We start from the raw sequence: 21,256 nt of genomic DNA on the forward strand, positions 1-21,256 counted from the left end.
CGGTCTTTCTTGATAGGATTTTCAGACCTGGAAGCTGAGCAAGAAATTAAACCAAGCTTGGTCCGGTTTCTCCCTCTCTCTCTGGCAGATCTCGGATTTGTTCCGAGCTTGGTTCCCAAGTAAATTGGTCGGGGATGAGTTCTCTTAAGACCGGTTCGTCGCTTAAAAAGCCTCCGGTCCTCACTGGGGCGATTCCCAAACTGACTAAAAATCCCATACTAGCAACCAAGGTTACCAGTAGAGAGGACTCAATATTGATGTTTGCCCCGCGTTTCATGACTGTATATAAAGTATCGGTCATTTCGGGGGAGACTGATTAGAGGAATTCTGAGAAAAAATCAGGCTTTTGAGCTATAATTGGTCTCACACAAAGGATGTGAAAGAACGGGAAGATATTGGAATCTGGTCTAAGCTCTCTGTGTGCTTCGTGCCTCTGTGCGAAACGTTCTTTTACAGCTTAATTTGCGCACGGAGACCACAAAGTTCACGGAGAATTTTAGTTTTCTTCCCCGTCTCGTTTGCGATCGATTCGTTCTTCTATGATTCTAAAAAGTGAGTCGTTCGGATATTTTCCTGATTTGGAGATCCTACCGGCTGGAACCCCGAAAATATCCGGGATCAGATCTTCTACATGTGAGCAGGAGAATATCTGGAAATTCCCCTTTTTCATACTTTCCCGGATCTCCCGTGGAAGATTCAGGTCCCTCATATTATCTTTAGGGATATAAATTTTGTATTTTTCACGAGTAGAACCAGTGAGCCGGATCACATCAAACCAGGCTTGGATCTTAGTATTTACTGAACCCACTGGAAGAATATCCCCATACTGGGAAAGAGCACCGGTCACTGCAATATTACAAGGTATCTCCAAACCGGAAAGTGCAGAAAGAAGTGCCAAAAGTTCCGCACAGCTTGCCGAGTCCCCATCAATTGGAGAGCTATTTTGTTCAAATAAAATAGAAGCATCCAAACCAAAAGATTGGGTATGGGAAAACATTCCTTTGATATAAGATTGAAGGATAAATACTCCCTTATCATGAAGACTGCCGGAAAGATTTACTTCTCTTTCTATATTGATTAGATTTCCGGAACCCAAAGAAACTCTGGCGGATACTTGGTTTACCTGTCCGAAATCCAAAAGAGATGACTGCAATAGAATTACAGAAAGTCCGTTGATCCGCCCTGTCTTTTTTCCTTTCAGTGGAACTGAGATAAGACCTTCCTTTATATTCTCGATATATTTTCTTTTATGGATAGCGGTTCTTTTTTGGATGAGTGAAGGGCCTGCTTCTATCTCTGCCCTTCCCACAGACTTCTTACCCTTATTATTAAATGCTAATACTTCTCTCACAAAGGAACGAAGTTCCGAAAGATGTAAAGAAAGTCTAGTCTGGCTATCGTTCCATCTGAGTGCAAGTTCCAGAAGTGAATCCAAAGCTGCTTGGTCCAAAGGAGGATACCCTGGCTTCTCCCAAGATTTAAGCAGTCCCGAAAAAACCGGAAGCCAAGATTTTTCTAAACTGATCTCGTAGGGCATATGGATCTTAAAATCAAAACTTCCGTAAAAGTCAGCGTCTATTTGGGAGATAGAATCCACTTCAGTTTCTTCTCCTACTAAAATAAGTCTGAATCTGGAATCTATACTTGGATGAAATCGATTGATATTAGTGGAATCGGATCCTTCCGGAAGAGAAAGAAAATCTATCTTACCGGTTAGAAGTACACCTTTCAGAAAATAATAAAGATCCGGGTCTTCTACAAATGGTTTGATCGGAAGAAGTAATAGTCCGCCGTTTGCTTCTGAAATTTTTCCAGGTCTATACTTGTTTTCAAAAGGAAAACCTGCCAGAGATAATAAAGTGGGATTTGGTTCTGCGACTACAGGCTGGTCTTTTACGATCTCTTCCAAATATTGCCCAAATTGTAGAAGGTTTGCTTCTATCTCTGGGCCGGTGATTAGAATATGTCGGAAGAGTCCCGGATTCCCCAAAGCTTGGCGGAACGTTCTCACCTCTTCCTTATGAAATACTAAAAAGTCTGGCAGTCCGTTCAATTTGGCCGGCTTTGCCGCTTTAAATCTGATTTCAGTTTGAGAAGGGAGAACCTTTTTTAACACCTTTCCCATTTTCCGTTTCGGCTTAGAATTCCTCAATTAAATAAGTAAGGATCAGATTTTTTCAGGATCCAAAATCAGCATGGAATCTCCGTAGGAAAAGAAACGAAACTTTTGTTCTACGGCGAATTTGTATGCATTCAGTATTTTTTCTTTTTCTGCAAACGCGCTTACTAATAAAAGTAAGCTACTTTGAGGAAGATGAAAATTAGTGATCAATCCTTCGCAGCTTAAAATAGAATCTTCCGGCTGTAAAAACAGTCTAGTTTTACCTTCTCCTGATTTGAAAGTTTTGGTTTTTGGATCATAAGCAGATTCCAAGGCTCTAAGTGTCGTAGTGCCTACAGAAATAATCCTTTTACCGTCCTTCTTAGCCGAATCCAAAATATTTTTAGTTTCAAGAGGAAGTTCGAATTCTTCTTCATGTAATTTCTTATTCGTGAAATGATCTTCGTTCAAGGACTGGAAAGTTCCATAACCAACTTTCAATTCTAGTTTTAAAAATTCTATGTTTCGATTTTTCAGTTCTTCTAAGAGTTCGGATGTGAAATGTAAACCCGCCGTAGGAGCTGCAACGGAACCTAAATTTTTAGAATACACAGTTTGGTAGCGAACATCATCTTCGGATGTACTTTCTCTTTTGAAATAAGGAGGGATCGGAGTACGGCCTATTATCTCAAATGAGTTTTCGTTGAGAGGGGTTTCGGCTTGAAAGAAGGTAAATTCTTCTTCTTTTCGTCCAACTGAAAAAAGGTATTTTCCGGTCTCCTCATCTGAAACTGTATCTCCTAACTTCAGTTTTTTGGAATTTCTAGTGAGAGTTTTCCAAACCCCAGGTTCGGTCTCGGAAAGAAACATTGCCTCATGTCTTCTTCCTGTTTTAGTAATTAGGAACACTCTTCGCTTGGAGACTCTAGTTGCATTCGCTACTAGTACATCTCCTTCTTTGAGATAGCCGAGTATCTTTGAAAACTCTGTTTCTTCTTTTAAGAAATTCTGGGTCCTTCCTAAAACAAGTAGCCTACTCTTATCTCTTTTAGCTGCAGGAAATTTCGCGATCTGGTCTTCGGGAAGTTCGAAATCAAAATCGGATAGATCTTGGAATTCCATTCTTCCAATGAATCCGATCCGAAGAATTCGGGAACCGATTTTTAATTTCTTGGCTTTTTCAGGCGGACAGAAAAGAGTACCTGAATGCGGATCGACCTCAAAAAATCCGGCCCTGTTTTAGTATTCTTTCTATTCTTAGCTTTTCTTTACGTAAACGGGTTCAGCCGCACGGACCAATCTTCCGATTTTTCGGACTATTATGAAGCCTCCCGTAACTTTAAACAAAGTAAGGACTTATATAGCCTAGACGCTCTGTCTGAAGTGGTTAAAGAATTTGAAAGCGGCAAATTAAAAATAGACCAAATATTCGATCCAGAAGTGTTCTTTAGGGTCAAAGCGAAAATAGAGAATGTAGGCTCTTACATTTATCCGCCAACTTTTGCATTCTTACTCATCCCGATTTCAGGTCTTCCTTTTGGAGTCGCCTCCGGGATATTTTTCACCGTCAATTTTATAGCTCTGATCTTAAGCCTCTTATTGATCGGAAAACTTTTAGGAAGAGAAAAATCTTTTCTATTCTTATCTGCGGTTTTACTTTTATCTCTTAGATTTGTAGAAAATCACCAAAACAATAACCAAGTGGGGTTCCTGCTCTTATTATTGATCTTGGTCTCCGTATCAGTAAAAAAAGATTGGCTGTCCGGACTTGTTTTAGCACTCGCAATCGTGATCAAGATCACTCCTGCTGCTTTCTTATTCTATTTCTTATACAAAAAAAGACCGATGGTGATCGTTTACACGATTATCTTTGCTTTAGGTTGGATCGCATTGCCAGCATTGTACAATCCAGAGTTTACTTGGAAGATGAACCAAACCTGGTACGATTTGGTTTTAGATAAATATCTAAAGTCTCCTGCTCTACGCGCTTGGAAGAATAACCAGAGTTTGAATTCCACCCTAGCTAAATACTTTTTATCATATTCCGATTTGCTAAATCAGGCAAGATTCGGAATGCCATTTATAACTTTAACTGTAAGTCAGGTTAAGATCATCTCGGCAACTTTAAGCTTAGGAATTGCGGGTCCTTATTTGTATAGAGTTTACAAAGGGGCTTCGGAAGGATTTGTTCTATCCGGGCTATTTTTCTTTTCTATAATTTTTAGCGGAATTTCCTGGATACATGCATTCGTTTTCTTATTATTCCCAACAGCATTTGTTCTCTCCAAACTTTGGCCGGAACAAGGGCAACCGCTACTTATCTGGGAAAAATGGAAATCAAAACTAATAGAATATAGATCTGCTACGATCTTTATTTCCATATCCATATTGGTATTACTCTTAAACAGAAGTTTTATAGGGAATATCGCGGAAGAAGTAATACTGATGTTCTCCTTCTTATTATATACCTCTTTAATACAATATGTATGCACTTTCTATTCGGATAGAACTAGTTAGTAATTTTGAACAATATGCTAAAAAAGGAAAATTTAAAATATAAGCCGAGAGTCGCCGTAGATGCGAGGCCGTTGTCTTACGGGATCACCGGAAATTCTAGATACCTTGCAGAAGTTTTAGAAAGACTTTTGCGCCCAGATTCTCCTTTAGAATATTATCTTTATTCAAATAAACCAATTCATCCGGTTTTTAATCATCTGATAGGACTCACTCCTACTTTTATCCCGAGTAAACTTCCGGGAGTTCTGTGGCTAAACTTTACCATACCGTCTTTGGTAAAAAAACATAGAATAGATCTGTTTTGGGGAACATTACAATTACTTCCGGCATTCGGATTAAAAATCCCTACTTTAGTAAATTATCATGATCTAAATTTTAAATCCGCACCTGAGACGATGACCACTGCAAATTATTGGCAGCATAAGATCATGTCACCGATCACTTTAAAAAAAGCGGATAAGGTTCTATGTCTTTCTCAGAATACAAAGAATGATATTCTGAACTTTTTACCCGAATTAGAACCAAAATTAGAAGTAGTATATCCGGGAGTCCAAGGTTTTGGATCTGTTTCTGCACCGGAAAAGACCCTGCCTAAAAATTTTTTATTCTCCGTCGGAACATTAGAACCCAGAAAAAATTTAAACACTCTTGTAGAAGCTTATCTTTCCTTAAAAAAAGAAGAACCGAACTTCCCCTATCCTCTCGTTCTTGCAGGAAGACTTGGTTGGAAATCAGAAGGTCTAACCGCTCTTTTAAAAGAAGGAGATTTGGAGAAGGACGGCGTGTATTTTATAGAAAATCCGGATGATTCTAAGCTGGGTTGGCTTTATAAAAATTGTTCTTATTTTATTTTCCCTTCTTTGCATGAAGGTTTTGGTTTACCTTTGTTGGAAGCCATTCGAGAAAACAAACCTTGTATCGTTTCGGATATTCCTGTATTTCACGAGGTTTTAGACGAGTTTACCGATTCTTTCGTTTCCCCTAAGAATTTAGAGGCTTGGAAAAACGCACTTTCCTTGACCGGCAAAAAAGGGATCTATGGCAGAAAGCCGAGTAGAAACGATTGGTCTTGGGATTCGACTGCAAAACTAGTCGAAAACTCACTCGTAGAACTTTGGAAATCCAGAAAGAAAAACTCCTAGGCCCTCAAAGTATGAACAAATCCGATATATCCAAATCCGTATGGTGGAATTGGGAGAACTCCGAACCTGAAATCAGATCCTCCAGGATCAAAAAAAGCACATTAAGGATTAATTATATACCTCCTTTCTTTGCAATCTTGGTTTACGGAATATTTTTATTTTATCTATTCCCTTTAAGGACTTTAGTTTCGACTTGGATTTTCAAATTTGTAGAACTACTACAAATTACCAAAGTGCTAAAACTTTCTCTTTTAACTGATAAAAGATTATACGATTATACTGCACTTTTTGTGATCTCTTATATCGCATTTGCTTTCTTTTTGGATCTGGTTCGTTTTTTGCGCAAAAATCTCTTCCAAACTTTCATTACGGAAGAAAATAGACTCGCAGTTACAAAATGGGGATTTTTAGGAAAAGAAACAATTCGTTGGAATCCAGATCAAACCGGTTTACAGATCCATCATAAATCAGGATGGTTTCGTTCACTCTTAGGTTTGGAAAAATTATCTTTTAGAATTCATCTTTCCGAAACCGAAAATTCAGTACTTGCGGAATCTCCTTATTTCTTTTCTAAAAGTAATCAAGATTTTTTATCTTCCGTATTTAGATCCGTTTAATGTTCAAACGTTCTCTAGAAAGCCTGGAGTTCCTTAAAAAAGCAGAGAATATATTTCGTTCTCCTTCTATTTGGGCAGGCTTTCTATTCCTGGTTTGTTTTACCGGAACATTATTTTTATTCGATCTTAGATTTTTATCCAGACATTACGATTGGGATTCGATCGTATACACTCATAATATAGTTACTAATAAATACTGGAAAGTATTCTTCAATCCTCATCATATCGGTTTCGAAAGTACGGGATTATTGTACTTAAAATTTTGGTATTGGTTTCATGGGCCTGACTCTGCAATGTTCGGACTCAGGCTTAGGGTTTTAGTAGTCGCATCCTTCTTCATTTTTATACTCATGCTCTCTTATTGGAGATTATATAAGGACATGGTTGGTGCGATTCTTTTAGGACTTGCAGTTCATTGTTCCCAAGGGTTTTGGTTTTATGCCCAACACAATGATACCCCATTAATTCATTCCTGTTTTACCACTGCACTGTTTTTACTCTGTGTTTGGAATTCCAAGAATGGTTGGTCTCCCGGAAAACTGTACATCGCAGGCTTTTTACAAGTTTGGAATGTTTACTACCACCAATCAGATACAATTTTTCTGACATTCGTGCCTATTTCCGTTCTTCTCGCGAATAAATGGAGAGGGAGAAGTTTCGAATATTCTTATAAACTAAAATTGATCTTCGTATATTTATTCTCAGTTATACTAATTCTTACACTCTCTTATTTGTATGTCGGATTTATACTTTTAGAAAGGAATTTAACCGCCCCAATCGAGAGCGAAAAAAATTTCGCGAACTGGTTATTCTTATATGCCTCTCAGGAAAAATGGGGAGCAGCTCCTGGTCCTAAAAATTATATCATGAATTTTTATAGAGGGATTGGAGATGCATTCCTAAATTTCGAAGGCGTGAAGAATGGACTCAGGATCAACGCAAACGATCTCATATCTCTCAAAAGTTTCCCTTATAATTTAAATCTAGGATTTTGGATCGGGATCTTATTTTTGGCATTCTTAAATTGGATCCGCCTTTGGAAGTCTTACAAAACAGAACTCATTCTTCTATTCTTTTGGCTCATCCCTTCTTTTGTATTCTACACTTGGTGGGAAGGTTATTTTTTCGAATTTTGGGTCTCTTCCGTGATAGGACTTCTGATCTTTGCCGCCTTAGTATTTCGTTCTTTAGAATTTGAGAACTTCAGATTTGGAATAAGATCCATCTCTCATATTATTTTTTTCTCGTATGTGAGCTTACTTTTTTTAGTTAATTTCACTTATTCTACTCTTCCTAGATCAGAAAGATCACACAAAAGTTTTATAGAAGGGATAGAAGATAAGTATGAGCATATTACTCCTGAACCGGTGTATCGAAACGAATAAATAAGTGCTTGTGGGTTTCTCTCAGTCCAAAAAACTGCACAGGAGTCGAGGATAAACGAACGAATGCTGTTCAATTCAGCCCATTTTCTCGTATTTTTGCCGATCGTTTTGATCCTAGCAAAAATCTTAAAAGGTACATACCAAAGAGTTTTCCTTCTTCTTGCCAGCCTCTACTTTTATAATGCTTGGCATCCCGCTTCTATAGTTTGCAACGATATCAGGACCTCTACATGGTACGAGAACTGGATCGATTTATCCTTCTGTAATTTTAATATTAACTTATACATTATCATTCTGATCGTTTCCATGATCGTGGATTACGTTGCAGGAAGAATAATGAGCAAAGAAGGAGTCTCTGAACAATTCAGAAGACTTTGTTTGATCGCTTCTTTGATCACAAATCTTGGTATCTTAGCTTATTTCAAATATACGAATTTCTTATTAGAAGTTTTTGCAGATCTATTCAACCAGATCTCCACAGGTGAGCCTCTTAAGATAGAACATCTAAAGATCATTCTACCTGTCGGTATTTCATTTTATACATTCCAGTCTATGAGTTATACCATAGATGTGTTTCGCAGGAACCTGGAAGCTCGTAAGTCCTTCTTGGATTTTGCACTTTATGTTTCCTTCTTCCCCCAATTGGTAGCAGGACCGATCGTTCGTGCTCATACTTTCTTCAGGGACTTAGATGATACTCCTAAGGTTACTGCAGAAGACGTGCAGATCGCCTTTGCTCAGATCTTAATGGGATTTACCAGAAAGATAGTATTCGCAGATAACTTAGCAAAGGTGGTAGACTTTACATTCAATAATTATAAAATTCTAAACCCTGCCGAGATCTGGGTGGGAGCAATGGCTTTTGGTTGGCAGATCTATTTCGACTTTGCAGGTTATACCGATATTGCGATAGGAACAGCAAGACTTTTCGGTTATAAATTCGATCCGAACTTCAATTTTCCGATGGTTGCCAGAAATATCGCAGACCATTGGTCTCGTTGGCATATCTCCTTCTCCACTTGGATCAGGGACTATATTTATATTCCTCTTGGCGGCTCTAGGGTAGGAGTTTTAAAAGGATACAGAAACCTTTTTATTACCTGGTTATTCGCAGGTATTTGGCACGGGGCAGCTTATCACTTCGTTTGTTGGGGGCTTTGGCAAGGTGTCATGTTAGGCATTCATAGAGAATATTCCAAAACCAAGATTGCCGCCTGGCTAAACGAAAAAGGTGGTTTGAGTTACGATATAGGTGCGAGAGTTTTCACTATGTTTTGCCTTTCCTTCGGATTCATTTTGTTCCGTGCGAAAACGATGCAGGCTTCCTGGGAAATGATGAAATCGCTTGTATTCGCCGTTCCTGGCGGGGTATATTCAGTCAAAACATTCGTAAATTATGATTACGGAATATTGCTCGTGATCTGTTTCATTCTTTCCTATTATTTCTCCCGAAACCCAATAGAAACAATTATTGAAAACAAGAGAAAGTTCGGGGTATTCGTTACAGCAAATCTATTTATCATTCTGTTCTTCGGAGCAGGAGGCCAAAACTTCCTGTATTTCGATTTCTGAGGCAAATATGAATCCATATATCAGTTTGATCCGTCAGAGAAGTTTTTGGATTCCAATTTTAGTATTGGCTTTATTCGATCTATGCCTACAAACAGGAGTTTATAGGCCTTATCTTAAAAAAGGATCTTTTGCGGCAAACGTTATCCGAAACACAGACTATGTTTTGGAGAAGAAGGCTGAATTCGAACCTACGATACTACTTCTTGGAACTTCTGTGGCTCACCAAGGGCTTTCTCTCAAAACTTTAAACGAAACTCTGGAACCTTATGGAGAAAAGATCCAATCCATCGCAATGGAAGGAACCGAGTTAGTGGTCCAAGACGCGCTTGTACGTAACCTTCTTCCCAAATTCCCCAAAGTACATACCGTTTTACATATACTCGAGATCTCTACGCCTTGGGTAGACCAGGCAGATCTACAAATCCATACTCTTGCGATGTTAGGAGAGTTGGATAGAAGGTTGGCATTCCCTTTAATCTACGAATTCAATTATAATGTGCGTTATGATGATCTTGGCTTTTTGGCATTCAAGAGTATCGCATACAGAAGAGATATCCGTGACTTTATTCTAGATCCTTCCAAACGACTCAAGGATATTGGCAGAAGAAAAAAAGAAGCCAAACTCACTCCTTGGCCTCATGAGAATACGAATCTTCCAAGTATAAGCATGTTCCCGGAAGTGAAAGATATCAAATCCTGTATGAAAATCACTAATCCCGGAAATGGTATCGCTGCTCCCGAAGGTTCGGATCAATTTCATAAAAAGGCGATTTGGGATACCTGCGCTTTAGGAGAAAGAACTCCAGTGAAAGTAGAAAAGACCAAAGAAGTGAAGAACTACTTTCATAGATTAAAAATCCTGCATAATGATATTCGCCAAGTTGGTTTGGAGAATGGACAAAAGATCAAGATCATAGGAGTGATCGCGCCTTATAGTGAGATCATTAAAAATTGGAGAAGTCCGGACAGAAATCGTATCTGGGAAGAAGAGATCCAAAAGATCGATCCGGCAACTCCTCTACTGGATTACCAAGCTAGCTTGGACGGGCAAAATAATGGGGATTATTATTACGATCTGATCCATTTGAATAAGGCCGGAATGGAAAAATTTTCCGCAATATTCGCAGCCGACTTACCTTCTATTCTCGGACTAAGCCGGAAATAAAGATGATCTTTACCTCCACTTTATTTTTTGTATTCTTCCTGATCGTTTATGTTCTGTACTGGTCCTGGGATAGCCGGAAATACAGAGAATGGATCCTATTAATTGCATCCTTAGTATTCTATGCTTCCTGGAATCCGCCCTTTCTTTTACATCTATTAGGAATCATATTCTTAAATTATCTTTTCCTAAAGCCGATTGCAAAAACAAAAAGCAAAAAACTTCTTACGATCATAGTCTTGATCGACCTGATCAATTTAGGAATATTCAAATATTTCTATTTTGTTTCGGACAATCTTTTCTACGTCACAAACTTATCCTTGTTTAATACAAGCACGTTCTCCTTTAGGATCATTCTTCCTTTAGCGATCAGCTTTTACACATTCCAGGTAATGGCATTCGTGATAGATGTGTATCGTGGTAAAATGGAAGAACTTCCTAATTTCTTCCATTTTACTTTGTTCTTATTATTTTTCCCTCAATTGGTTGCGGGACCTATCATGAGGGCTAAAGATTTTTTCCCTAGACTGGAAAATTTAAGAATTCATAAAACTGCAATTTTTACGGGACTATTCCTAATTGGGCTCGGCGCATGTAAGAAGATCTTAATTGCAGATAATTTGGGCGGTTTAATCGATCCTGTATTCTTAAGGCCTAGGGAATATGGAAGCGGCTCCTTACTCTTAGCTACAATCGGATTCACTTGGCAGGTATATTCGGACTTCTCCGGTTATACAGACGTAGCAAAAGGTTGTGCTTTATTATTTGGATTTAATATTCCAAGAAACTTCAACGCTCCATTCTTCAGTAAAAATATCCACGAGCTTTGGAGAAAATGGCATATCACCCTTGGAACCTGGCTTAAGGATTATATCTATATCCCTTTAGGCGGAAGTAGAGGCTCAGAGGCCAGAACGAATATCAACCAAACAATCACATTTGCTTTGGGTGGACTATGGCATGGAGCCAATTGGACTTTCTTAGCTTGGGGACTTTCTCATGGACTGTTCCTGTTTGTAGAAAGGACCTTTGAAAGAAAAGGAATCAGGACCCTACCGGAATCCGGAAAATTTTTCACGGGGATTCGGATCATTTGGACCTATACTTTATTTACCCTTGCAGGTGTGTTCTTCCGAACTATTAATATAAGCGATTCTTTTTACTTTTTCGAAAGTTGGTTCTATCATATTCGCCCGGAACAGGTAAATACTCTATCTTTCAATTTAGTAATTCCTTATATTATAGGTGGATTTATTTTCCATTCGGCGGAAGCTCCAGCGCGCTATCCTCTTTGGTTCCAAAGAAATAGAACCAAACTTTTACTTGCCTTCCTATTAATCGGAGCTTTGATTTTCGGGAATTACGCGGGCAAAGGGCAAGACTTCATTTACTTTGCATTTTAGATTATGAAAAGAATTCCTTTGTTATATCGCAAAATTCTTTGGATCCCTCTTGGGATCGCTGCCCTACTCCTAGTCTGGGACCGACTTCTTTCCTCGGAGAAAATCAGGCCTTATACGGAAACGGGAGCAGAATATTATTTTTATAATATGAAAGATAAGGTTCTTTCTACGATGAAGAAAGAAACCGATTCTAAAAAAGAAGATCAAAAGGTGCTTACGTTTTTCGGAACTTCCCATATGGGAGAATTCTCACTCGAAGAATTTGAAAAAGAAAGCCCGGGCCTAATCGTATACAACCTTTCGGGACCTTCCGCACCTTATTCTTTCCATAATTTCACTTTGGAAAAACTGCTTTCTAGGAAAATCCCTTTAGACTATGCAATTTTAGAATATTATCCCGACTCAGGAACGGACTTCGCAAATAGATATCCATTACGTTATTCTTATGATTTTCCGTTTTTCCTAAGATATTGGAATATATTCTCTACGAATGAATGGGATAGTTTTTTAAAAGCAAAAGTATTCCGAACTTCCGTATTTCCTCCAAGATTTAAAGAAGCTTTTTCTAGGATCAAAAATCCAAGTGAAGTACAACAACTTGTATTCATTCGAGATATTCTGATCAATGAATCTGATAAGTTTAAAGGTGGGATCCCGAACGGGCTTCTCGCCAACACCCCTGAAGATAAATTGGGATCGGAATCAGAGAGAATTTTTAACGAGTCTTATAAAAATTTCAAAAGTTCTAAAGTACAAGAATACTTTCTTAGGAATTTTTTAAATACTGCGAGAGAAAATCATATTAAAGTAGTTTTATGGACTCCTTTATTATATTCTACATTTTCTGAAAAAGTCAGATCGGCCCCATTCTTCCAAGAGTGGATTGATTTAAGAAATAAACTTATCCAAGAATACCCGGAAACTTTGGTACTAGATATGGAAGAATATCGTTCCAGAATGAAATGCCAAAAATTCATAGATCCGCATCATCTCAGTGGTGGATGTTATGCGGAGCCTACTAGATTTCTGGTGGAATTTTTGCAGGAAAAGGGAAATCTTCCTAAAAAGAAATGAACTTCGACGAGGCCCAAAAGACTGTAGACGATTGGATCAAAACCATCGGGGTTAAATATTTTTCTGAACTTACAAACCTAGCAATCCTAATGGAAGAAGTAGGAGAATTCTCCCGCTTGGTCGCAAGAAAATACGGTGATCAATCTTTCAAAAAGGGAGAAGATCCGGAAGGCCTATCCAAGGAACTAGGGGATATACTTTTTGTCCTAACCTGTTTGGCAAACCAAATGGGAATTTCAATGGAAGAAGCTTTTAAGGCCACCTTGGAAAAGAACACTACACGAGACAAGGATCGTCATAAGAACAATCCTAAGTTAAAAGATCCTTAATATTATTTCTGTCCCTGGACAGCAAGTTCCAGAGAAGAAGCCCCAGACCTAGTTAACAAATCTAATAATTTTACGATCTCTTCATAGTTTGCGGTTTTATCTGCGAAAAAACGGACTTCTTTTTCTTTCACAAGTCCATGCCTTAATTTCTCTTCTAAAACTGCTCTTTGGACTTTTTCTTCTCCGATCCGATAGGAACCGTCCGGTAGAAGTGCAAATTCCACTCTTTCACCTTTCGGATCTTCTCCCTGTCCTACTTTAGGAAGTTCCAATGGAATAGATCGGATCTCTTTTCGGAAGCTGACCGCTAACATCACGAAAACTAGAAGTATAAATACTACATCTATAAAACTGGTCAGGTCTATTCCTGGATCTTCTTCCTTTAAAATCGACTTTCTCATTTGTATTTATCTAGGAGGGATCTTTAACCAGGATAAGGCTTCTCTTTCCAAGTCCAATAATCTATGTTTTAAAAATTGGAATCCGAATAAGGAAGGAATGGCCACGAATAACCCTAAAATCGTAGTCACGAGTGCAAGTTTGATCCCGCCTGCGAATGCATCCAAACTAACTGTCCCTGCTTCTTGCAAAGAAGAGAATGCTTCGGAGATCCCGAGAACTGTTCCTAAAAGTCCAAGCATTGTAGAAATTCCTGCCAGATGTTTCATCCAGGAAAGTTTGGTCTCAATCGGAAATAATACTTCTGATAGTTTTTCTTCCCAGATGGAGGGATTGTTTTCAGCTAAGAAGTTTTGTTTTAAGGATTCTTTTCTTTTAGGAAGAATACTCCATACATGGATAAAGGTTCCGAGATTCCAAACGGAAAGAAAAATGATCAGGCTGGAAACCCAATCCAATCCTTGTAGAAAGCTTAGATCTTTCATCGTTTCTCCAAAATACGGGAACTTCTAGTTTCTGTCATCCGAACAAAAATCCAAATCGCTCTTGCGCCCTAGAGATTCGTCAAAATCCTAAGGGAAATGGCCTCTTTTCAAATGCCTTCTTCAGATACGAAGGCGGATTTCGTTCGAGTAAATTTCAACAGGATCGCTTCCAAGTACGATCGTTTCAACGATTGTAGTAGTTTTTTCTTACATAGATCTTGGAAGAATAAATTGGTCGAAGAGATCGAAGCTGAGACCAAAGGGCCAATTCGAGTTTTAGATCTATGTTGTGGAACTGGAGACATCTCTATTCGTCTAGAAAGGTCCCAAAGAGTGGAATCTTTACTGAGCTTGGACTTCTCCGAAAACATGTTAGAAGTCGCAAAGACTAGACTTGAAACACCGATCAACCAAGGCAGAGTAAAAATAGAATGGGGAGATGCCACCAATCTGTCTCAGATCAAAAGTGAAAGTCTGGACGCGGTCAGCATCGGTTTCGGTTTAAGAAATGTGAACGATCTAGACAAGGCTTTATCAGAAATTTATAGAGTACTTAAGCCAGGTGGAGTATTTGCAAACCTGGACGTAGGAAAGGTTAAAAATCCGTTTATAAAAGCATTCGCTGATTTTTATTTTTTCAGGATCGTTCCTCTTTTCGGTTATGTACTTTGGGGAGGCAAAAATGAGATGTTCGATTATTTACCGGTCTCTTCTCTTTATTACCCTGACCAAGAAGGTTTAAAATCCAAATTGGAACAAACAGGTTTTGAAAAAGTCAAATATACCAATTTTGTATTCGGGAATAGCGTTCTCCATATAGGAAAAAAACCTAATAGACCGTAGTACCAATCCTTTTCACCCCGTCTTCTAAGGTAAAGAGATTAGAGTGGGGAGACCCTTCATGAAAAAGTTCCTAGCCTTGGCGATGATTGCCGGGTTCGTTTATAACTGTGGCCATAAGAAAAATGGCTTATTACTACCGTTTTTTTTCTTAGGTAGCCAACACACCGCAACCGGAGGAGTTCCAGGAAACAGCGGTAGCCCTGGGGTAGTATTTGTTCCAGGAGATGGTTCCGGAAATCCTGTAACCCCACCTGCAGACAATACTAATAATGGCGGAGGTTCCACCACTACTCCATCGGATTCCAATTCTAATTCAGGAAGCGGAAGTTCAAATAGCGGATCCTCCGGTTCAAGCGGGTCTTCTGACCAAACTTCTTCCAATTCAAACGGTTCGAATACTTCAGATTCTTCTAATACATCTGGATCTTCTTCTTCCGGAAATTCAGGAAGTTCTAATGATTCCAATTCTGGATCTAGTTCTTCTCCTTCTGATACTGCAAGTGGAAGTAGTAACTCTGGGTCTTCTGATTCGGGTTCCAATTCGTCTTCTAACTCCAGTTCAGGAGATAATTCAGCTTCCAATAGCGATTCCGGTTCTGGTAGCTCATCCAGCGGTTCTTCAAGTTCTTCCGCTGGAGGAGATTCCAATGGATCCTCGAATACAGGAAACTCAGGATCTTCTTCTGATAATACGAATAATGGTTCTAATAGTGGATCGGGAGCTAACGATTCTTCGGGAACTCCTACTGTAGCTGTAGTAGTGGTAGAAGATCCGAAGGGAGATTCTACTTTTAACTATAATACTACGATCAATATTCCTCTGAACCTTACCGTATTGGATAAAAAGTCCAACGTGGTTTCTGGAGCTACTGTCCTAGTATATGATGAGAATAATAATATACTATTCCAAGGTGTTTCAGACTCTTCCGGAAAAGTAACCGGAACGCTGACTGTTCCGACTTCCGTTGGAAATATCACTATAGATATTTCGATCGGAGGAGAATCCATTTCTCAATTTATTAGTTTAGAATCTGTCCTTGGGATCAATAGAACGATCAGATATGAAGTCAATCTTCCAAGCACTCAGATTGTAGATACAGACGGAGATGGAATTCCTGACGAAACCGATATTTATCCGCATGATGCGACCCGTTCCACAGAAGTTTCTTATCCTGCTGAGGGAGTATTTACTGTTGCATTCGAGGATCTTTATCCTTCTCCAGGCGATGCAGACTTTAACGACTATGTAATCCAATTCAAAAATGAAGAAGATCTAAACTCTTCCGGAAAGATCGTAAGATTAAGAGGAATTTACCAACACGTAGCAAAAGGTGCCGGCTATAGACACCAATTGTATATTAAATTACCTGTTGATGTAGGAGCTTCTTTAACTTATAAACTTACTCAAGCAAATGGAAAAGTTGAGGTCGCGACTAATACTGTAAACGTTAGTGCTGCGAGCCTAAAATCAGGTTATCAGATCTTTGAAGATTCCAACAAAACCATTCGTGGACAGAACGCCCACCCTGGAGATGTATTCAAACCTGGATTTATCGCAACCGTGGAGATCGTTTTCAATGCTCCTGTAGAAAGGGCAAAATTGGGATCCTTCCCTTACGATCTGTTCGCGTATGTGATCAATACAAAACAAGAGATCCATTTCCCTGGATTGTATAAAAACAATAATGGAACGGATAAGTATTTGGACAATACTGGATTCCCTTGGGCGATCTTAGTGCCGGGCACTTGGAAATATCCTTACGAAAATTATGATATTAGAAAACCTTCCGAAACAGGATACTCTGAGTTCAACCTTTGGGTGTCTTCCGGAGGAAAAGAATACAAAACTTGGTACTATGATGTGACCAACGAATCAAAAGTATTCCCTGTTCCAAGTGATAGTAACTTACTAGGTTATCTGTTTCTTTCTGTTAAAAAATTCGCCATCTTCTATGCGCTGGGATTAGTCATCGCAGGCGGGATCGCGGTTTATTTCCTGAGAAAAAAACAAAGTTTAGTCGTGTAAAATACAAACACCCGCTTAACAAATATTGCGGATTGAAAGGCGTCGCTTAAAATTGTCGGGCGGCGCCTTTTTTATTTAAGCGAATGGAAAACTGGATCTTATTAGGCAAACCAATTTCTGCGATTCTCGCCGCATGGTTTTATTGGGACTTTTACCGTAAGACCTACTACTCCGGACAAGGAAGTACATTCACAACATTTGCGTTCTTTTATGGAATGATCGCGACTGGGATCGCTCTTGCTTGGGAAGTAGGAGTATTCGATCTATTCGAAAATTATTCCGCGTTCTCCAAGGCAATGCTTATAGGAGCAATCCCGGAAGAAACTTCCAAAGCTATCCTTATCTTTCTATTCTTAAAGCAGATGAAAAATTCCTCCAATCTTGCGGACGGATTGTATTTCGGTCTTACTTTAGGAGCTTCTTTCGGTTGTATAGAAAATGTATTCTATTCTTTTAGATTGGATTTCTGGCAAGGCCTGCTCAGATCCGGGACTTCTTTGCCGCTCCATACTTTTTCAGGAGGTATATTAGGATTTTTTATTTTAAAATTTCTTCAATCCAGGAAAGGGAATCTTTCCGGATTAGATCTGATCTCTGCATTCTCCTTTTTAATAATTCTTCACGGGTTTTATAACTTCTTACTGATACAAGGAGGATTGGGCACAGTTTATATTCCTTTAATTTTGGGACTCTCCTTTTTGACCTTAGAATTACTCGTGGTCCAAGCAGAAGTGACTCTTCCATTCGAGTTATTACAGGCAGAAAATCTATATGTCGATGATTATTCCATGATCCGTAAATTTTCCAGATATGATTCTTGGTTAAGAGCGGCCCAATCAAAAGAGAGTATAAAAGAAATCCCATTATTAAGAGATCTTTCTACGATTAGATCATTTATCTCAGTTTTACTTTTTGGAGTTCCTATCTTCTGTCTAAACTTCTATCTATTTGTCCCGGAATGGATCCCATTCTATTTAGCAAACATTAGTTCTTTAGAATTTATCACTCTATTCATGGAATACCCCGCTTGGCTTGGATTTTTATTCCTGCTTAGAGGTATGATCAACCCTTCTTTCTTCCGAGAGAGAATTTTAAAAATTCCATTATTCCTTTCCGTAAACTTGGGGCCGGAAGGAGACGAGGAACCGAGTCTTGCCTATTCACTTTCCAGAAAAGGTTTTTATTCACCGGTAATCCGAGAGCCGGAGCTAAATAAAGAAACCACAGTATCATTTTATATAGCTGGAAGAAATTTTGAGAAGATACCTGTTATTCCAGTCTGGAAAAATTTCAGACCAGAAGATCCAAATCATGAAAGTGGTGCGCTGTATAGATTCCCTAAAATCCCCTGGGGACTTTTAACCTGGAGATGGTTTATTCGGATAAAACAACAGTATAGAAACACATTAGATGCGTTTTCCGGGATAAAAACTTAAAACTGCAGAAAGAACGGAAAGATAATCCGAATAATCCCGAAATACATGTTGGATCTTCTGCTTTTTCCATTCCGAAAGAAGTTCGTGATCTTCCGTAATACCTATAAATTCGAGACCTAAGTTTCGAGCTGTCTTGGAATCCCATATTCCGTCACCGAAACAAATTGTTTTGGAAAATTGTTTAGAATATTTCTTACTGGATTCTTCTATTGCGGACTGAACGATGGATTCTCTCTCATAAAAGGAAGATGCAGTTGCAAGAGGAGCATCCAATGGGAGATCACAATCTTTTAATTTTAAGAATGCAGGTTCGTAAAAAGATCCGGTTGCATAAGCAAAAGGGATCTCTTCCGATCTTAGTTTTTCTAAAAAAACTCTCGCTCCTGAAATTTCCGAAATTCTGTTTTGAAATTTCTTTTTTATGTTTCGGGCTAATTCTTCTTCGAATTTTTTAGAGATCTCATCAGTCCAATCATCTCTGAAAGAGGTATAAATCTCTTTGAATATATTCGAATCCGTATGATGTTTATATTCTTTCACTTCCTGACTTAAGCCAGGAAGTTCAAAAGAAATCAGGACCTCATGAAAAGCCTTTCTGTGTAAAGTGACAGTGTCGGTTAAGGTTCCGTCTATATCAAATACGACTAAGACAGACATTCTATAATTCTAACGAATCCGATTTAAACCGTCAAAATCATCCGTCCCGATATAGAACTCGGACGGACCGGCTTGGTACCAAGAAATCCTCATCACCTTCGCAGTTAAAGTTTTGGCTCCTGCAGGAACTCCTAAATCTACTTGGTTTACTGTAGTATTTAAAGGAGTACTTCTGGATTGTAATTCCACTCCATTCTGATCAGAGAAGATCCAACGAATATATACCGGCTTTCCTGCCTTGGGAGCCTCGTCCAAAGTAATTCGAAAACTGATATTTCCTTTATCGCCCAATATCCAAGAAGTCCCGGAACGGAAAGAATGATATCTTCCCCCTGCCTTCTCTTGGAATTTTGTCTTTGCGGAAAGTTGGTAGGTCTTTCTTTCTTCGTATCTGAATTCGGGCCCTTGTAATTGAGAAGATTGTCGGATGAACGCTTTCGCAGTTAATCCTAAACCGAATAATAAACAAACTAGATTGAATGCAGGCACCATCCACCATTTAGGCAGGGTTCGGGTAGAAGGTCCCGAGGCGCTTAATAACCATATTAAAAGAAAACCTAATATACCTGCACCGCTTGTCCAAGGCTCATAGAAAGTGACTGGAAAGAATAGAAGCGGTAAAAACCAATAAGAAGTTCTGGTAAATGACTCCAAACCAATCCAAACAAAGAACAGAAGAAAGAATAAGATCCCACCTTCTGAAAGTAAGAATACCCAAGAAGTTAATGCAAAGTCCTGGGTTCCGTTTGGAGGATAAGCCCCTCTAGGCCCGGATTCGATCCAATGAAGTGCAAATCCGCCGAATCCCTGCCCGAATACTGGAGCTTCTTTAAACCAATTCCATGCGGACAAGGTTTGGACCCATCCATCCTTCCAGAAAATTTCCAACATTTTGGAGAATGTTTTTCCCTTAGTCCATGCGTTAGACGTATCCTCTCTGATTAATTGCCAAGGAGTGAAGGACCAATCCATCCCACCTATAAAGAATACTCCAGCCAAAACGGAGATTGTTCCAAGCACAACAAATGGAATAAAAGAATATTTCCAGATCGGATTTCTAAATCCTCTTTGGTAAGTAAGCCCGATCACTAATGTAGTTTGGAAAATAATCAGAAGCCAATAGCCAGAACTTTGGTATTTTCCGGCAAGCCCGAGTGCAATAAATACAGCTAAACTTAATAGAACTCTAGACGAGATTCTCCAGTTTCTACTATGGATCTGATAGAAGAAAAATCCGAATAATATCGGCATCCCTATTCCAAAAGAAGAAGCATCCGGAAAGAATGCAGAGACTCCGAATGTTTCTGCATTTCCTGCAGTAAAAGGAAAATCGGTAGAAGGAGCAAGTCCCTGGATAGCGCCCAAAATTAAATTCGCAGTAAAACCTGCAGTGATCCCTGTTCTCCAATGTTTTCCAGGAGGATCGGTATCATGAGAACTTGTTTCCTCTGCGAAGAAGTATAAGAATGCGGATAACCATGAACCTATACTATCCAAGCTCAATGCGAACGCATACTTTGAAGAGATCCCGGAAGAATATTCAGTATCCTGCAAGATCCAAGAAGTCAAAGGATCTGTTCCAAAATATGCAAGTAGCCTATCTAAAAGCAAAAATACCGCTAAGATCAAAAATGCGGTTCTAGGATTTTTTGTGAATTCGAGAGAATTTTTATAAGGACGGTTTATATAAAAATATCTTAATACTGGATCGTCATCGTTCGCAGGGTGTCCGTAAAAAGTGGAGATATATTGTCTTAGGAAAATCCCAAAAATCGCTCCGGCAAATAAAGCGGATAAATATAAATATCCACCTTCTCCATAAAGCAATAATCCGGGAGAAAGTAATGCAAAAGCTGCAGTGAACATTCTACCTGATTTTCTATGATGAAGGTTCGGAAGTAATCCAGCCAGAAACTGGATCCATACAATTCCGAGGTTTCCATCCGGATCTCTTACTACAAGTGTCCAGCGTAGCAATAGGTAGGACAAGATCACTGTTAAGATCAGTGTAAGAAAGGTAGGAGTTTTAAGAGGCCTCAATCGGGCGAAAAGATTTGGCACGAATTGGAAATGCTCGCCGAAAACGAGTAGATTTCAATCCAAAAAAA

At 39.0% G+C, this 21,256-nt stretch carries 19 protein-coding genes; 12 read left to right on the plus strand and 7 right to left on the minus strand.

All coding sequences use genetic code 11. The features are described 5' to 3' along the window. Positions 1–46: 46 nt before the first annotated feature. The 3 genes from CH377_RS10350 to queA form a co-directional block, all read right to left on the minus strand. Positions 47–277 (minus strand): hypothetical protein, encoded by a 231-nt coding sequence (locus tag CH377_RS10350; RefSeq protein ID WP_100723728.1) that lies wholly within the window; start codon positions 275–277, stop codon positions 47–49. A 219-nt stretch (positions 278–496) separates the two neighbouring features. Further along, a complete protein-coding gene (locus CH377_RS10355) occupies positions 497–2,116 on the minus strand; it encodes an AAA family ATPase (protein ID WP_100723866.1) in 1,620 nt (539 codons plus the stop codon). A gap of 51 nt (positions 2,117–2,167) precedes the next feature. Then, positions 2,168–3,223 (minus strand): tRNA preQ1(34) S-adenosylmethionine ribosyltransferase-isomerase QueA, encoded by a 1,056-nt coding sequence (gene queA / locus CH377_RS10360; protein ID WP_100723729.1) that lies wholly within the window; start codon positions 3,221–3,223, stop codon positions 2,168–2,170. Positions 3,224–3,307: 84 nt separating this feature from the next. Between queA and CH377_RS10365 the strand changes: the two genes are divergently transcribed. The 9 genes from CH377_RS10365 to CH377_RS10405 all read left to right on the plus strand — a co-directional run bounded on the left by CH377_RS10365 (position 3,308) and on the right by CH377_RS10405 (position 13,302). Then, entirely contained in the window at positions 3,308–4,618 is a 1,311-nt protein-coding gene (locus tag CH377_RS10365; protein WP_100723730.1) for a glycosyltransferase family 87 protein, read from the plus strand. 14 nt (positions 4,619–4,632) lie between these two features. Beyond that, complete coding sequence (locus tag CH377_RS10370) at positions 4,633–5,760, plus strand: glycosyltransferase family 4 protein (protein WP_100723731.1); 1,128 nt, start codon at positions 4,633–4,635, stop codon at positions 5,758–5,760. 11 nt (positions 5,761–5,771) lie between these two features. After that, entirely contained in the window at positions 5,772–6,377 is a 606-nt protein-coding gene (locus CH377_RS10375; RefSeq protein WP_100723867.1) for an LIC20162 family protein, read from the plus strand. Continuing rightward, on the plus strand, positions 6,377–7,762 hold the full coding sequence (locus tag CH377_RS10380) for a hypothetical protein (RefSeq protein ID WP_100723732.1): 1,386 nt from the start codon (positions 6,377–6,379) through the stop codon (positions 7,760–7,762). The genes CH377_RS10375 and CH377_RS10380 overlap by 1 nt, the downstream gene beginning before the upstream one ends. Before the next feature lie 63 nt (positions 7,763–7,825). Further along, complete coding sequence (locus tag CH377_RS10385) at positions 7,826–9,334, plus strand: MBOAT family O-acyltransferase (protein WP_100723733.1); 1,509 nt, start codon at positions 7,826–7,828, stop codon at positions 9,332–9,334. Positions 9,335–9,341: 7 nt separating this feature from the next. Beyond that, positions 9,342–10,499, plus strand: a complete 1,158-nt coding sequence (locus CH377_RS10390) for an SGNH/GDSL hydrolase family protein (protein WP_100723734.1) — start codon at positions 9,342–9,344, stop codon at positions 10,497–10,499. A 2-nt stretch (positions 10,500–10,501) separates the two neighbouring features. Next, positions 10,502–11,899, plus strand: coding sequence for an MBOAT family O-acyltransferase (locus tag CH377_RS10395; protein ID WP_100723735.1), 1,398 nt, complete (start codon positions 10,502–10,504; stop codon positions 11,897–11,899). 3 nt (positions 11,900–11,902) lie between these two features. Next, positions 11,903–12,973: a DUF1574 family protein gene (locus tag CH377_RS10400; protein WP_100723736.1), complete on the plus strand. Its 1,071-nt coding sequence runs from the start codon at positions 11,903–11,905 to the stop codon at positions 12,971–12,973. Continuing rightward, positions 12,970–13,302 (plus strand): nucleotide pyrophosphohydrolase, encoded by a 333-nt coding sequence (locus CH377_RS10405; protein ID WP_100723737.1) that lies wholly within the window; start codon positions 12,970–12,972, stop codon positions 13,300–13,302. The genes CH377_RS10400 and CH377_RS10405 overlap by 4 nt, the downstream gene beginning before the upstream one ends. Before the next feature lie 2 nt (positions 13,303–13,304). On the opposite strand, the gene CH377_RS10410 is transcribed toward CH377_RS10405, so the two are convergent. Then, positions 13,305–13,703 carry an ExbD/TolR family protein gene (locus tag CH377_RS10410; RefSeq protein ID WP_100723738.1) on the minus strand — a complete coding sequence of 133 codons (399 nt, stop codon included), beginning with the start codon at positions 13,701–13,703 and terminating at the stop codon, positions 13,305–13,307. A 6-nt stretch (positions 13,704–13,709) separates the two neighbouring features. Continuing rightward, positions 13,710–14,186 (minus strand): MotA/TolQ/ExbB proton channel family protein, encoded by a 477-nt coding sequence (locus CH377_RS10415; protein WP_100723739.1) that lies wholly within the window; start codon positions 14,184–14,186, stop codon positions 13,710–13,712. Positions 14,187–14,282: 96 nt separating this feature from the next. Here CH377_RS10415 and CH377_RS10420 point away from each other — a divergent pair, with 96 nt between their 5' ends. The 3 genes from CH377_RS10420 to CH377_RS10430 all read left to right on the plus strand — a co-directional run bounded on the left by CH377_RS10420 (position 14,283) and on the right by CH377_RS10430 (position 18,491). Then, positions 14,283–15,029, plus strand: a complete 747-nt coding sequence (locus CH377_RS10420; protein ID WP_100723740.1) for a ubiquinone/menaquinone biosynthesis methyltransferase — start codon at positions 14,283–14,285, stop codon at positions 15,027–15,029. A gap of 58 nt (positions 15,030–15,087) precedes the next feature. After that, entirely contained in the window at positions 15,088–17,055 is a 1,968-nt protein-coding gene (locus CH377_RS10425; protein ID WP_100723741.1) for an LruC domain-containing protein, read from the plus strand. Positions 17,056–17,138: 83 nt separating this feature from the next. Beyond that, on the plus strand, positions 17,139–18,491 hold the full coding sequence (locus CH377_RS10430) for a PrsW family glutamic-type intramembrane protease (protein WP_100723742.1): 1,353 nt from the start codon (positions 17,139–17,141) through the stop codon (positions 18,489–18,491). Here CH377_RS10430 and CH377_RS10435 read toward each other — a convergent pair. Together CH377_RS10435 and CH377_RS10440 are read right to left on the minus strand one after the other, a co-directional pair. Further along, positions 18,462–19,148 (minus strand): HAD family hydrolase, encoded by a 687-nt coding sequence (locus tag CH377_RS10435; protein ID WP_100723743.1) that lies wholly within the window; start codon positions 19,146–19,148, stop codon positions 18,462–18,464. The two genes, CH377_RS10430 and CH377_RS10435, sit on opposite strands and share 30 nt — an antisense overlap. Positions 19,149–19,157: 9 nt before the next feature. Then, positions 19,158–21,125, minus strand: coding sequence for a hypothetical protein (locus CH377_RS10440; RefSeq protein WP_100723868.1), 1,968 nt, complete (start codon positions 21,123–21,125; stop codon positions 19,158–19,160). Between the last annotated feature and the right edge of the window lie 131 nt (positions 21,126–21,256).

The organism is Leptospira haakeii (assembly GCF_002812045.1).
Lineage (GTDB): Bacteria > Spirochaetota > Leptospiria > Leptospirales > Leptospiraceae > Leptospira_B > Leptospira_B haakeii.

Excerpts from the sequence above, each read along its gene's own strand:
- CH377_RS10415 (WP_100723739.1), bottom strand. The coding sequence starts at position 14,186 with ATGAAAGATCTAAGCTTTCTACAAGGATTGGATTGGGTTTCCAGCCTG.
- CH377_RS10380 (WP_100723732.1), top strand. The coding sequence starts at position 6,377 with ATGTTCAAACGTTCTCTAGAAAGCCTGGAGTTCCTTAAAAAAGCAGAG.
- CH377_RS10425 (WP_100723741.1), top strand. The coding sequence starts at position 15,088 with ATGAAAAAGTTCCTAGCCTTGGCGATGATTGCCGGGTTCGTTTATAAC.
- CH377_RS10365 (WP_100723730.1), top strand. The coding sequence starts at position 3,308 with ATGCGGATCGACCTCAAAAAATCCGGCCCTGTTTTAGTATTCTTTCTA.
- CH377_RS10405 (WP_100723737.1), top strand. The coding sequence starts at position 12,970 with ATGAACTTCGACGAGGCCCAAAAGACTGTAGACGATTGGATCAAAACC.
- CH377_RS10370 (WP_100723731.1), top strand. The coding sequence starts at position 4,633 with ATGCTAAAAAAGGAAAATTTAAAATATAAGCCGAGAGTCGCCGTAGAT.
- queA (WP_100723729.1), bottom strand. The coding sequence starts at position 3,223 with ATGGAATTCCAAGATCTATCCGATTTTGATTTCGAACTTCCCGAAGAC.
- CH377_RS10435 (WP_100723743.1), bottom strand. The coding sequence starts at position 19,148 with ATGTCTGTCTTAGTCGTATTTGATATAGACGGAACCTTAACCGACACT.
- CH377_RS10385 (WP_100723733.1), top strand. The coding sequence starts at position 7,826 with ATGCTGTTCAATTCAGCCCATTTTCTCGTATTTTTGCCGATCGTTTTG.
- CH377_RS10400 (WP_100723736.1), top strand. The coding sequence starts at position 11,903 with ATGAAAAGAATTCCTTTGTTATATCGCAAAATTCTTTGGATCCCTCTT.
- CH377_RS10410 (WP_100723738.1), bottom strand. The coding sequence starts at position 13,703 with ATGAGAAAGTCGATTTTAAAGGAAGAAGATCCAGGAATAGACCTGACC.
- CH377_RS10390 (WP_100723734.1), top strand. The coding sequence starts at position 9,342 with ATGAATCCATATATCAGTTTGATCCGTCAGAGAAGTTTTTGGATTCCA.
- CH377_RS10350 (WP_100723728.1), bottom strand. The coding sequence starts at position 277 with ATGAAACGCGGGGCAAACATCAATATTGAGTCCTCTCTACTGGTAACC.
- CH377_RS10375 (WP_100723867.1), top strand. The coding sequence starts at position 5,772 with ATGAACAAATCCGATATATCCAAATCCGTATGGTGGAATTGGGAGAAC.
- CH377_RS10395 (WP_100723735.1), top strand. The coding sequence starts at position 10,502 with ATGATCTTTACCTCCACTTTATTTTTTGTATTCTTCCTGATCGTTTAT.
- CH377_RS10430 (WP_100723742.1), top strand. The coding sequence starts at position 17,139 with ATGGAAAACTGGATCTTATTAGGCAAACCAATTTCTGCGATTCTCGCC.
- CH377_RS10420 (WP_100723740.1), top strand. The coding sequence starts at position 14,283 with ATGGCCTCTTTTCAAATGCCTTCTTCAGATACGAAGGCGGATTTCGTT.